General features: G+C 30.7%; 14 protein-coding genes. 12 read left to right on the forward strand and 2 right to left on the reverse strand.

Features of this window, described 5'->3' with window-relative positions:
• Positions 1-676: 676 nt before the first annotated feature.
• Positions 677-1,210, forward strand: coding sequence for a GNAT family N-acetyltransferase (locus tag LB076_RS10070; RefSeq protein ID WP_066335164.1), 534 nt, complete (start codon positions 677-679; stop codon positions 1,208-1,210).
• A 177-nt stretch (positions 1,211-1,387) separates the two neighbouring features.
• Positions 1,388-1,807, forward strand: a complete 420-nt coding sequence (locus LB076_RS10075; protein WP_066335161.1) for a hypothetical protein — start codon at positions 1,388-1,390, stop codon at positions 1,805-1,807.
• Between the two features lie 911 nt (positions 1,808-2,718).
• Here the strand turns inward: LB076_RS10075 and LB076_RS10080 are convergent.
• Positions 2,719-3,078: a YopX family protein gene (locus LB076_RS10080; RefSeq protein WP_070786779.1), complete on the reverse strand. Its 360-nt coding sequence runs from the start codon at positions 3,076-3,078 to the stop codon at positions 2,719-2,721.
• 822 nt (positions 3,079-3,900) lie between these two features.
• Between LB076_RS10080 and LB076_RS10085 the strand changes: the two genes are divergently transcribed.
• Together LB076_RS10085 and LB076_RS10095 are read left to right on the forward strand one after the other, a co-directional pair.
• Positions 3,901-4,470: a hypothetical protein gene (locus tag LB076_RS10085; RefSeq protein ID WP_066332773.1), complete on the forward strand. Its 570-nt coding sequence runs from the start codon at positions 3,901-3,903 to the stop codon at positions 4,468-4,470.
• Between the two features lie 238 nt (positions 4,471-4,708).
• Complete coding sequence (locus LB076_RS10095) at positions 4,709-5,317, forward strand: tetratricopeptide repeat protein (RefSeq protein WP_066332778.1); 609 nt, start codon at positions 4,709-4,711, stop codon at positions 5,315-5,317.
• Positions 5,318-6,591: 1,274 nt separating this feature from the next.
• Here the strand turns inward: LB076_RS10095 and LB076_RS14075 are convergent.
• The gene (locus tag LB076_RS14075) at positions 6,592-6,732 is read right to left on the reverse strand and encodes a hypothetical protein (protein ID WP_157776683.1); all 141 of its coding nucleotides are present in this window, start codon (positions 6,730-6,732) and stop codon (positions 6,592-6,594) included.
• Positions 6,733-6,945: 213 nt separating this feature from the next.
• On the opposite strand from LB076_RS14075, the gene LB076_RS10100 reads away from it, so the two are divergent.
• From LB076_RS10100 to LB076_RS10135, 8 genes are all read left to right on the forward strand, one after another.
• Positions 6,946-7,206: an autorepressor SdpR family transcription factor gene (locus tag LB076_RS10100; RefSeq protein ID WP_066331934.1), complete on the forward strand. Its 261-nt coding sequence runs from the start codon at positions 6,946-6,948 to the stop codon at positions 7,204-7,206.
• Positions 7,203-7,862, forward strand: a complete 660-nt coding sequence (locus LB076_RS10105; RefSeq protein ID WP_066331935.1) for an SdpI family protein — start codon at positions 7,203-7,205, stop codon at positions 7,860-7,862. Before LB076_RS10100 ends, LB076_RS10105 begins: the two co-directional genes overlap by 4 nt.
• 29 nt (positions 7,863-7,891) lie before the next feature.
• Complete coding sequence (locus tag LB076_RS10110) at positions 7,892-8,845, forward strand: alpha/beta hydrolase (RefSeq protein WP_176699268.1); 954 nt, start codon at positions 7,892-7,894, stop codon at positions 8,843-8,845.
• A 1,113-nt stretch (positions 8,846-9,958) separates the two neighbouring features.
• Positions 9,959-10,177, forward strand: coding sequence for a hypothetical protein (locus tag LB076_RS10115; RefSeq protein WP_070786780.1), 219 nt, complete (start codon positions 9,959-9,961; stop codon positions 10,175-10,177).
• A gap of 10 nt (positions 10,178-10,187) precedes the next feature.
• Positions 10,188-10,622, forward strand: coding sequence for a hypothetical protein (locus LB076_RS10120; protein WP_070786781.1), 435 nt, complete (start codon positions 10,188-10,190; stop codon positions 10,620-10,622).
• 192 nt (positions 10,623-10,814) lie between these two features.
• Entirely contained in the window at positions 10,815-11,963 is a 1,149-nt protein-coding gene (locus tag LB076_RS10125; protein ID WP_066333454.1) for an acyltransferase family protein, read from the forward strand.
• Between the two features lie 172 nt (positions 11,964-12,135).
• Positions 12,136-13,149, forward strand: coding sequence for an IS30 family transposase (locus LB076_RS10130; RefSeq protein ID WP_070786782.1), 1,014 nt, complete (start codon positions 12,136-12,138; stop codon positions 13,147-13,149).
• Between the two features lie 143 nt (positions 13,150-13,292).
• A complete protein-coding gene (locus LB076_RS10135; protein ID WP_070786783.1) occupies positions 13,293-13,670 on the forward strand; it encodes a hypothetical protein in 378 nt (125 codons plus the stop codon).
• Positions 13,671-13,672: the final 2 nt, after the last annotated feature.

Below are 13,672 nucleotides of genomic sequence, written 5' to 3' on the forward strand. Positions count from 1 at the left end.
AACGTTATGTGGCATAGCTCCGAAAATTCGTTTTTTAAATAGAAAATTAACGTTTTTAAGTATATATTTTTTTAAAAGTAATGTAAGTCAAAACTCCCCTCCTTTTCTCTTAGAAACGGCTTTTTATCACCGAAAAATCGGGCGAATTAGTATAATTTTTCACCAAATAATATTTAAGGAAAATAAAGTATAAAAGGAATAAATGTTGCAATTTAAAACAGAAAAAATCAATCAAAATAAGTTGCATAAAAGAGAGTGAACAGAAATTTAAGCCCAAAAGCGAAAAAGGTTAAACGGAATTGAAACGGATTTTTTTTGCGACGTCAAAAGTGTGTAATGGTATTTTCAGAGTGTTTATTTTACAAAATAAAACCTTTAATTTTATAAGGAAAACCACTCAATAATGTATTTTTTAAATGGAAAATGTTTATCTTTTTAAAGAGAATTTCCGCCAATAAAAGCTAGATAGAAGTACTTTGTGGCTATTGCTACGCCACATAACACACGTCTCAAGCAATTTGCAGATTCTGTGGAATTACCGTTTTTAATTGTATATTCGTAATGAAGAAAATAATCGCATCCAAAAGCTGCAAACTGCATGAGGCGCGAGGACGTTGTGCGTCAGTTTGAAGCGCCCAGAAATCCGAAATAAACCTGAAATTTTACAGAAAGAAAAGTGAATATAAAAATTGAGACTGAAAGATTTATTTTAAGAGAAATAACTGAAAATGATGAAAATGGTTTATTTGAACTAGATAGCAACCATTTAGTTCATAGATATTTAGGAAAGGAACCCGTAAAAAATATTACAGAAGTTCAAAAAAATATTAAAATAATCAAACAACAATATGTTGAAAACGGAATTGGGCGTTGGGCAATAATTGATAAAGTTACTGGCGAATTTATCGGTTGGTCAGGAATCAAACTTATAAAAGAAACAATGAATAATCATATTAATTTTTATGAAATTGGATATAGATTAATAGAAAAATATTGGGGAAAAGGAATTGCAACTGAAACAAGTATTGCGTTGGTGAAATATGCATTTGAAAACTTAAAAACGGAAAAGATTTATGCAATTTGTGACATAGAAAATTCCGACTCAAAAAATGTGCTTTTGAAAAGTGGTTTAAAATTAGTTGAAACATTTGATTACAACGGAATTGAACACAATTGGTTTGAATTAAATAAAAGTGATTGGAATAATTAATAATAATAAAAAACCGAACGCACAACAGCGGTTTGCAAAAATGGCGAAATATGTGGTAAATTCACGTTTATCTTTCGTAAGAAATTTTATCTTAACGGAAAATAATCGGTTCCGAAGTTCGCCACTTCTGCAAGCCGCAAGACGTTATGCCTCAGTTTAAACCGAAACACAGAAAATATGACAGAAACAGAATTTGAAAAATCATTCCAAAAATCTAAACAAATTTTGTTTTTTAAAGCGGAAGATTATAGCATTGAACCACCAGTAGTATCTATTGTATTTGATAAATATACCGACGGAATGGAAGCTTACGAATATTTACTTAAAAACTTAACTAAAGACGAAATAAGTCTTGTGTTTAGAGTTATTAGTAATACCAAAATCAGCCTAACTTTAATCGACAAAAAAGAATCAAAAGTTTATAATATAGATAATTTAAACTTCAATAAAACCGAATATGATGATTTTAGAAATAATGGCGATTTTGGAAAATATTGCGTATTCTGTATTTCTGAAATAGTTAAAAATCAAGTTGTGTTTAGGTTGACTGAAGGAACTTCGCCATTAATGGTTTCTGAACTTAATTTCTCGCAATAAGATTGATATTCTTCTTCCGAGACTATTTTGACTTCTGTTTTTTCTTCATTCGCCCAAATAATTCGAGGTCTTAAATATGAAACATCCATAATGATTATTTTTAAAAATACTTCCGACTTGAACGGTGCGGAAGCGAAACCGAAAATTGAAACTTGAATATTGGAATAAATAAAAAACCGAAGGCATAACAGCCAGTTTGATATAGCCGGAGTTTAGTGGAATTACCGTATCGCATCAAGTTTTCGTTAAGCAGAAAATTGAGAGATTACGAACTTCCAGCCATCTCAAACTGGCAGGACGTTATGTGGCATAGCTCCGAAAATTCGTTTTTAAAATAGAAAATTAACGTTTTTAAGCATATATTTTTTAAAAGTAATGTAAGTTAAAACCTCCCTCCTTTTCTCTTAGAAACGGCTTTTTATTGCCGAAAAATCGGGCGAATTAGTATAATTTTTCACCAAATAATATATTTAAGGAAAATAAAGTATAAAAGGAATAAATGTTGCGATTTAAAACCGAAAAAATCAATCAAAATAAGTTGCATAAAAGAGAGTGACCAGAAATTTAAGCCCAAAAGGGAAAAAGGTTTGATGGAATTGAAACGGATTTTTTTTGCGACTTCAAAAGTGTGTAATGATATTTTCAGAGTGTTTATTTTATAAAAGACAATCTTTAATTTTATAAGAAAAACTACTTAATAATGTGTTTTTTAAATGGAAAATGTTTCTGTTTTTAAAGAGAATTCGTGCCAAAAAAAGCAAGATAGAAGTACTTTGTGGCTATTGCTACGCCACATAACACACGTCTCAAGCAATTTGCAGATTCGGTGGAATTACCGTTTTTAATTGTATATTCGTTACGCAGAAAATAATCGCATCCAAAAGCTGCAAACTGCATGAGGCGCGAGGACGTTAGTGGCAACCGCTTCTGTTTGCGATTAAATCAGCGTTATCAAAAATATTTCCTACAACTTCAAATGTATGTTTGGCAGTTGAAAAAGTATGATGCGATTCAAATCGAGAACACTTAAAATGAAATCCATTTTGCCAAAAATCAACAATATGCAGCTTAAAATAATTGGCATTACAAATATCATTTTCATAAATGTCAACTCCGTTTTTGTCAATTTTCCCTGTAAACTGCGATACCGTTTTTGGAATTACAAAATAGTGATTCATAAAATCTCCAATAATATCTTTTCCCATTAAATAACCATAAACCCATTCGTTTGTATCAGTTGTTTTTCCTTTAAATTTTATTAGTCTTGTCATAATAGTTAAGTATTCGTGGTGTGCCGCTAACAACCGCTATATTTCAGCGTTGTTTTAGTGGAATTACCGTTTATAATTGTTTTTTGTTTTTTAAATCTAGTTCAGTTTTCACAATTCCACGCCGAAATTATAGCGGTGAACCGTTATGGGCTAGTTTTGCCCATTTTGCGCAGATAAAGCCGTTTTTATAAGAAAAAACTGTTTAAAATTTTAAGGTTTGGAGTTCTAAATTCCTAAAAAAAAGCGCAAAAAAACTGGATTCTTAAAAGCCAAAAAAAATATTTTGTTGTTTAAAGAGTATTACTAAAAAACAGAAAATAATCCAAAACAAAATAATGACATAAACAGCGTGATTTGTGGTTTGCAGAGTGATTTTTCAAACAATAAAATCCCCAAGTTGAAGCGCAAACGGCATTTTATCAGCTTGACGGGAAAGAATAAATGAGTATAATTTGTTCCTTACAAAGTGATTATCCAAATAAGAAAAATCTCGGATTTAAATCTTAAAACGGGATTTTATCAGCGTTACGTGAAAAATTAAAAAAGAGTGATTTGTTCTTTAGAAAGTGAAAATCTAAATAAAAAAAATCTCGAATTTAAAGCCAAAAATATTTGCGTTTTTAGGTTTGGGGAGAAAAAACCAGCCCATAACAATCGTCTTAACTAATTTGCAGATTCTGTGGAATTACCGTTTTTAATTGTATATTCGTTATAAAGAAAAACACCCGTATCCAAAACCTGCAAACTAGTTAAGGCGGGAACGTTGGCGGTCAGTTTGGAGAACCGAAACAGAAAGTATAACCAAACTAAATATTATAGTAAATGAAAATAACTAATTTTATAGATTTAGAATATGGTTTGTTGAAATATCTGCTCAAAAATGGCGGGAGGCCAGACGAAATAGATATATCTCCTTTTTTAAAAAAAAATATAAAAACAGATTTTCAATTTGTTTATTCCAGATTAGAGCATAATCTAAATACTTCGGGTCTTGCTAAAATTAGAGTTTTTCAGAAAAAAGATGAAAAAAATTTACCTTATTCGATGTTTCTAGGAACTCTAACAGAAAATGGAAAGATTTATTTATATAGAAGCTTTGAAAACATAGAAAATAGATGGATTAAAATTGGAACATTTGCTACCGTAATTATAAGTGTTTTTATTTCTGCATTATCACTTTATGTTTCTTACCGCATTTCCGACAATAATACTGATTTGGAAAATAGAGTGTATCAATTAGAGAAGAATGCCAAAGATTTGAATGATAATAAAGATTCTTTAATTTTTCACAGTCAGAATTCATCTTATTTTGTCTATCCAAAAGAGCATAGTGGTTTTTCAGTACAAGTAAAAAACAAATTATTGAAAATAAAAGACCACAAAGAGAAATGAAAAATAATGTTTTTGTTTTTAGAAATGATATTCGCATAATTTTTAAGTATTATTAATTAGAATTGAAAGTTGAACCGCCCATAAAACCGAACCGCCAACACACAGTTGTGGTTATTGCTGGCATTTTTGGAATTAATTTTTTAGTTTATGTTTTGTGGTTACAGATAATTTACGCTTTTCAAATCCGCAACAACCACAACTGCGGGAACGTTATGGGCAAGGCTAACAAAAGACAACGATGAAACTAAAAGACATTTTTTCTGATATTAATACAAAGGTTTTTGTTGTAACAGACCAAAACGATGAGAACGAACTTAATTGGACTATTGAGCCAACAAACTTTCATTTATTACCAGAAGAAGATAATTATTATTTCGTAAAAGCAAAGCAAGTTTCTACCAATAAAACAACCGACTGTTTCATTGGAATAATGACACCTGAAAGAATTGCAGAAATAATAATAAAAAGAAATATAATTAGACAGACAAAAGTTGAGAGTATTTATGACCAAAAACAGACAATAATTCCAGCAGTTGCATCTGAATGTTATGGTAATTATGAATTGTTTTACGCAAAAGAAAACCCTCAAATTGGCATTGACATATTGAAAGACGGGCTTACCAAATCGACAAATAAAAACGTTGTTTCAGAAGACCTTGGTTATATTCTTCGTGACGAAAAACGAACAGAAGAAGCTATTGAAGCATTTAAAATAAGTGAAGAATTTGGACCTTCTTCTGAATATACTTTTTGGGAACTATCTGAACTATATGCCGAAATAGGACTAATTGAAAAGCAAAGTGAATACAAACAAAAGTTTAAAGACAGCGGTGGAATTGAACTTTAGGCGAATAAGCCCTGCCCATAACACACGCTACAAGCAAGCTGGGCAATTGGCTTAATTTGAAGATGGTTTTGTATTTGAAAAATTAGTTTTAAACCGAAAGATTACGCATTTTTAATCCCAGCCTGCATGTAGCGCGGGAACGTTATGGGCTAGTTTTGCCCATTTTGTGCAGATAAAGCCGTTTTTATAAGAAAAAACTGTTTATAATTTTAAGGTTTAGGGTTCTTAATTCCTAAAAAAGCGTAAAAAAACTGGATTCTTAAAAGCCAAAAAAAACATTTTGTTGTTTAAAGAATATATTTCTAACCTGAAAATAATCCAAAACAAAATAATGACATAAAACAGCGTGATTTGTAGTTTACAGAGTGATTTTTTAAAATAAGAAAACCCCCAAGTTGAAGCGCAAACGGCATTTTATCAGCTTGACTAAAAAAATAAATAAGTGTAGTTTGTGTTTTACAAAGTGATTTTACAAATAAGAAAAATCTCGGATTTAAATCTTAAAACGGGATTTTATCAGCGAAAATTAAAAACTAAAATAGAGTGATTTGTTCTTTAGAAAGTGAGAATCTAAATAAAAAAATCTCGAATTTAAAACCAAAAAATATTTGCGTTTTTAGGTTTGTGAAGAAAAAACCAGCCCATAACAATCGTCTTAACTAATTTGCAGATTCTGTGGAATTATCGTTTTTAATTGTATATTCGTTACAGCAAAGGTAATCGTATCCAAAGCCTGCAAACTAGTTAAGGCGGGAACGTTGTAGGCAAGTTGCGCCCAAATCGCGCATAATTAACCTTTTAATTAAGAAAAAACTGTTTATAATTTTAAAGTTTAGGTTTCTTAATTCCTAAAAAAACGCAAAAAAATGTATTCTTAAAATACAAAAAAAAGATTTTGTTGTTTAAAGAATATTATTTCCAACCTGAAAATAATTCAAAACAAAATAATGACCTAAAACAGCGTGATTTGTGGTTTACAGAGTGATTTTTCAAACAAGAAAATCCCAAAGTTGAAGCGCAAACGGCATTTTATCAGCGTGACGGAAAAAATTAAATGAGTGTGATTTGTGTTTTACAAAGTGATTTAGCAAATAAGAAAAATCTCGGATTTAAATCTTAAAAAAAATCAACAACGAAAATAAAAAAACTGAAATAGAGTGATTTGTTCTTTAGAAAGTGAGAATCTAAATAAAAAAATCTCGAATTTAAAGTAGGAATTTGTTTGTGTTTTTAGGTTTATGAAGAAAACAACCAGCCTACAACAATCGCCTTAACTAATTTGCAGATTCTGTGGAATTATCGTTTTTAATTGTATATTCGTTATGAAGAAAAACATCCGTATCCAAAGCCTGCAAACTAGTTAAGGCGGGAACGTTAGTGCCAATGCTAAAAGACAACCCTAACACGGTGGGCATATTTTTAAAAAATGACCCCAATAAGCTCCTTCGACAAAACTCTGAGACAGGCTCGCCACGACATTTTGCAATTTATTTGAATTTTTAGCCGACAGTAATTCATTTATATTCAGTATGTTAAAAAATAATTTAAAAAAACATTTTGTGGTTCAATTAAATAATTAGACATTTGTCTAAATATTTAATTATCGTATTCAACAAACAAACAAAAAAATGAACGATGTATTTAAAGCCCTGAACGACCCTACACGAAGGGAAATTCTAAAAATGTTACGCAAACGAGACATGACAGCAGGAGACATTGCTGCCAAGTTTGACATGACTGCACCTAGTATTTCGCATCATCTTGAGAAGCTAAAACGTGCTGGACTTGTAACAACCGTAAAACAAGGACAATACGTACTTTATTCAATTAACACAACAATTGTGGACGACTTACTTCAATATGTATTAACACTTAAAAAAAAAATATGAACAAGTATCTTAAAGAATCAATATTATGGGCTTTTGTAGCATTGCCCTATGTTTACCTTACAACAATCTGGAACAAATTGCCAGAACAAGTACCAACGCATTTTAACATCGAAGGCATTGCGAACGATTGGTCAAGTAAAACCACTTTGTTATTTATTCCAGGAGCGTTAGGAATTGGGATTTACTTTTTAATGCTTATTATTCCAATTCTTGACCCAAAAAAGAAAATTCAGCAAATGGGAGACAAGTATTACACCTTGCGTTTTATGCTAACAATTTTCTTTTCACTCTTAGCAACCTATCTTTTATATGCAAGTGACACAGGTAGTTTAAAAAACCCAAATATGTTATTTGCTTTAATTGGTGTTTTGTTTGCTATGCTTGGCAATTACTTCCAAACCGTAAGACCAAATTATTTCATTGGAATTCGCACTCCATGGACACTTGAAAATGAGCAAGTCTGGAAAAGCACACATCGTTTAGGTGGTCGAATTTGGATAGTAGGTGGTGTCCTTATAGCCATTCTTGCTTTTTTTATTAACAACAACCATCTGTTCGCTATTATATTCGGTGTAATAATATCCCTAATCATAATTGTACCAGTGGTTTTTTCCTACACTGAATTCAAAAAAGAAAAGAACACTCTAGATCAATAAATAATTACAAAAACAAAAAAATAATCCACATGAAAAAAATAAACATATTTATAGCACTTTTATTGTTTGCAACGCTAACAGTAAAGGCTTCAATAATTAAAGACACTATATCTATTGAATCAAAAATCATATTACAAACTAAAACAGGAGAAATCTACGGGACTTTAACAACCCCCGAAAAGTTTGACAAAATTCCTGTTGCATTAATCATTGCAGGGTCTGGGCCGACAGACAGAGACGGAAATAACCCAATGATGAAAAATAATTCGTTGAAAATATTAGCATCTGAATTATCAAAAAATGGCATCGCAACATTGAGGTATGATAAAAGAGGCATTGCAGAAAGTAAGGGCGCAGGAAAAAGTGAATCAGACCTTCGTTTTGACGACTATGTTAACGATGCAAAAGAATGGATACAATTATTAAAAAAAGATAAACGGTTTTCAATAGTTATTGTCATCGGACACAGCGAAGGTTCGCTAATCGGAATGATTGCAGGAACATCAGTAGACAAATTTATTTCTATTGCAGGTGCAGGTCAATCAGCTGACAAAATTATAAAAGAGCAATTGAGTTCTCAACCAAAAGTAGTTCAGGACTTATCATTCCCAATTATTGACAGCTTAAAAAGCGGAAAAACTATTGATAATGTTCCTCCAATGCTTAACTCACTTTTCAGACCGACTGTTCAACCTTATATGATTTCATGGTTTAAATATGATCCTCAAAATGAAATTAAGAAACTATTCATTCCGACACTTGTTTTACAAGGCACGAATGATATTCAAGTATCAATTGAAGATGCCAAACGGCTTTCAAATGCAAACCCCAAAGCCGAACTGGTGCTTATTAATAACATGAATCACATATTCAGAATTATAGACGGAGACAAACAAGCAAACATAGCAACGTATAATAAGGGTGATTTACCGATTTCAAATGAATTAGTAAAAAGTATTACTACCTTTATTCTCAAGGACTGACCGAATGTTATACAAAATCATAATTGGGAAGAGACGGACGAATAGCACTGGCACTAACACGGGTTTGGCAAAAGTGGCGGTTCAGTGCTCCGCAGACACATTTGTGGTTAATCAAAGTTTGGTTCTCCGCATCAACATTTGTGGTGAAAATCGCCACCTTCGCCAAGCCCGAAACCGTTATGGGCTAGTTTTGCCCATTTTGCGCAGATAAAGCCGTTTTTATAAGAAAAAGCTGTTTATAATTTTAAAGTTTAGAGTTCTTAATTCTTAAAAAAACGCAAAAAAAATGGATTCTTAAAAGCCAAAAAAAATATTTTGTTGTTTAAAGAGTATTACTAAAAAACTGAAAATAATCCAAAACAAAATAATGACATAAAACAGCGTGATTTGTTGTTTAAAGAGTAAATCCGATAATAAGAAAACTCCCAAAGTTGAATCGCAAACGGCATTTTATCAGCTTTACGGAAAAAATTAAATGAGTGTAATTTGTGTTTTACAAAGTGATTATTCAAATAAGAAAAATCTCGGATTTAAATTTTAAAACGGGATTTTATCAGCGTTACGGGAAAAATTAAAAAAGAGTGATTTGTTCTTTAGAAAGTGAAAATCTAAATAAAAAAAATCTCGAATTTAAAGCCAAAAATATTTGCGTTTTTAGGTTTGGGGAGAAAAAACCAGCCCATAACAATCGTCTTAACTAATTTGCAGATTCTGTGGAATTACCGTTTTTAATTGTATATTCGTTATGAAGAAAAACATCCGTATCCAAAGTCTGCAAACTAGTTAAGGCGGGAACGTTGTGCACAAGCTTAACCCAAAAAGGAAGAAAATGTCATTTATAAATAATTTAGCAAAAGGATTTGTTCGTTCAGCCGTTAACCAAGTTGGTCGTGATGGTGGAAAAGTAATAAAGTTTATGGAAGTTCTCATTCAACTCCAATAAACATTACAGAAAATAATAATATAAATGTTTCCGAAAATCTAATTGAGGAGAAAGAATATGTTTTTATAAAATTTTTATGGGCAATTTTATTATCCGCATTAATTCCTTTAATTGGAAGTTTAATAGTTATATATCGTGGTTATGTAAATATCAAAAAAAACAATATTAAAATGTATAAAATTGAGAAACAACCTGTCTATTCAATTGACCGAAGATACACAACAGGAAAAAGATTCGACGGTTATAAAGAAATAAAAGTACCCGTTTATATTGAAATAGATGAAAAACAAAAAGCTAAAAACAAATTTAAATCAATTGGTTATTTTACAATCGGTTTTTTAATTTTAATTATATATATCATTTCCCAAAATAAATATTTTAACAACTAAATTAAAAAAAATGAAAAAAGTCCTTATTGCAATTTTTTGCTTCGCTACATTGGTTTCTTGTGAGAAAAAAGAAGATAAAATGAAAGAGAATATTACTTTAAAATTAAAAGAACAGCTAAAAAATCCAGATAGTTTTGAATTTGTTAGTATGAATATATCAAAAACTTTTACCGTTAAAGAAAGAAAGCAAACTACAACATTAAAAAGTTTGAATGAAATAAAAGAGATAAATAAACAACTTCCATCAGAAGATTTATTAAAACATATTGAAACTGAATATAATTTTTTAGAAAAACAAACTGATGAAAATAAAGAAGCTGTTTATTATGTTGATTTTGTTGCAAAAGGAACAAACAGTTTTGGTGGAATCATACAATCGAAATATTCAGCAACTGTTCTAAATGATGAAAATCTAACAGTTTTAAGTATCAGTAAAAACGACTAAAAAGCCAGTGCACAACAGCTGTTTTGAGCTAGCTGGAGTTTAGTGGAATTACCGCTTCGCATCAAGTTTTCGTTAAGCCGTAAATTGAGCGATTACGAACTTCCAGCCATCTCAAAGCAGCAAAACGTTGTGCGTCACTTTGGAGCAACAGAAGTAGAAAAGAGAACATAAAATAACAAGAAATAAACTATAGTGATTTCAGAGAACATAATTGCAGAAAAATTTTATGGATTAGATCATCTAAGAGCATTAGCAATTTTGTTAGTTTTCTTTTTTCATTATTTCATATTAAGCGGAGGAGAACCTAAATGGTTACCAGATTATGCGAAATTTGGTTGGACAGGAGTTGATTTATTTTTCGTGTTAAGTGGTTTTTTAATTTCATCCCAATTGTTTTTAAAAATTAAACAAGAAAAGAAAATTTCATACAAAGAATTCTTTTTAAAAAGATTTTTTAGAATTATTCCAGCATATCTAGTTGTTGTTGGAATTTATTTTATTGTTCCTCTTTTTCGAGAAAAAGAAAGTTTACCACCAGTTTGGAAATTTCTGACGTTTACTCAAAACTTTGGAACTAACTTGAAAGATTTTGGAACATTTTCTCACGCTTGGTCGTTATGTGTAGAAGAGCATTTTTACTTTTTCTTACCAATTATCTTAATAATATTGAAAGCCAAAAATCTTTTTAAAAAATCATATTGGTTATTAGTGATTCTCTTTTTAATCGGTTTTATAGTTAGATTTTATAGTTGGAATAACTTTTACATTCCAAAAATAAACGATGAAAACTCATGGCTATATTGGTACAAATTTATTTATTATCCAACTTACAATAGACTTGACGGACTTTTAGTTGGAGTTTCAATTGCAGGTATTTATCAGTTTCTTCCAAATTTATGGGACAAAATTTCAAAATTTGGAAATCTGAACCTAATTGTGAGCTTCTTGATTTTGACTTGTGCATATTTCTTGTGTTATGAAGAACGAACGTTTTACGCTTCCATTTTTGGCTTTCCATTGGTTGCAATTGGTTACGGATTTTTAGTAATTGGAGCAATTAGCCCAAATAGTTTTCTTTTTAAATGGAAATCAAAAACAACAACATTTATTGCATCATTATCATTTGCAATTTACTTAACTCACAAAGGAATAATTCACATAACTCAAAATTTATTTGAAAATATAAACGTAGAAAGTAATTTAATGATGTTTATTTGTATTGTAACTTGCATAATTGGAGCATATTTTCTGAATTTAGCAATCGAAAAACCATTTATGAAATTGCGAAACCGAATAATTAAAAATAAAAAAAGCGAACGCACAACAACCATTTTGAGCTAGCTGGAGTTTAGTGGAATTACCGTTTCGCATCAAGTTTTCATTAAGCCGAAAATTGAGCGGTTACGAACTTCCAGCCATCTCAAAGTGGCATAACGTTGGCAGTAATACTAAAAATCCGAGGAGAATTCAATAACCTAGCGCAACAAATGATAAATTTTATCTTTGTTGAATTATGGAAAAAAAGTACAAGCGATTATCCTTAGAAGAACGTATTATAATTGAGACATTACTTAAGGAAAACAGGACCGAAAACTACATTGGAAAGCAATTAAATCGAAATCGATCTACCATAACCCGAGAAGTAAATCTTTGGGTAAGAAACCCAACCGATATTTACAAGGCTGATTTAGCACATTGGTATGCTTTAGAAACCAATAAAAACAAAAGAACTCAAGACAAAATAAATTCATATCCTAAACTTAAGATATTCGTTTACAGAAGCTTATTAAAAGGAACGAGCCCTGAATTAATGGCTGGACAAATCAAGTTATTATATCCAAATGACCCTATCATGTCTATTTCTTATGAATCTATATATAAACATATTTATAGGTCTAGGCAGTCTACTTTAGGCAAAAAACTAATCAAACTCCTCCCCTATCATCATCACAAAAGACGAGACAAAAGAAAATTTGGTAAAAAAAGAACACGGATCAAAGACCAAGTCAGTATTGACCTAAGACCTATTGAAATTGAAAAACGTCTGGAAGCAGGGCACTTAGAAGGTGATTTGATGATTGGTGTCGGACACAAAAGTGCCATTGGAACCATCGTAGATAGAAAAACTAGATATGTTATTATTGTACCAATCAGCAACAGAAAATCAAAAACAGTAACTCATGAATTTGCAAAGCTGTTAAATAAACATCCTCAATACCTCAGAAAAACAATGACTTACGATAACGGAATGGAAATGGCTAATCATAAATGGCTCTCTGAAAAGACTGGAATGGATATTTATTTTGCACATCCTTACTCCTCATGGGAAAGAGGCACAAATGAAAATACTAATGGACTAATTAGAAGGTTTTTACCCAAAGGAACCGACTTTAACACAATAACTACTGAAGAGCTGAAACGAATAGAAAACAACCTAAATAACAGACCTAGAAAGGTTTTAGGTTTCAAAACACCTAATGAAATGAGGAACCAAGAAATTAATAAAATCAGTAACACACAGGCTTAATTTTGGAAATAACTTTTGGCTCCTTAAAAAGCCAAAAAAGTTATTCTAAAATTAAGCACATTATCTAAGAAAAATACTAAATTTGATTTATTAAAAATAACTAACGATGTTGCGCTAGACCCTTGAATCCGCCCGAAATAGAAATGACGAAAGTAGTTTTTAAAGAAATTGAAATTAATAATTGGATTGAATATATCGAACTTAAATTTGCTGACAAAAATTACTTCGAAATTGAAAAAAACACAAAAGAAGAACAAGAAGAGTTTATAAAAATTAACAGTAAAACAAATAAAACGAAAATATGGTTTAATGGACTTCATGGTGAAAATTTAATACTTTATGATTGTCAATATTCAAGTGAAGAAACTCAAAGTTGGAGCGGAGAAAGTTGTGCTGCCGACCCAGAAAAGTATGGGGTTTTTAATCAAGAAAACTTAAATAAAATAAATGACATTTTAGAAATTCCAATTTACAAAGGTTGGTATTGTTTTGACCCCTATAAAACAAGAGTATTATTGTAAAT

This window comes from Flavobacterium crassostreae (assembly GCF_001831475.1).
Lineage (GTDB): Bacteria > Bacteroidota > Bacteroidia > Flavobacteriales > Flavobacteriaceae > Flavobacterium > Flavobacterium crassostreae.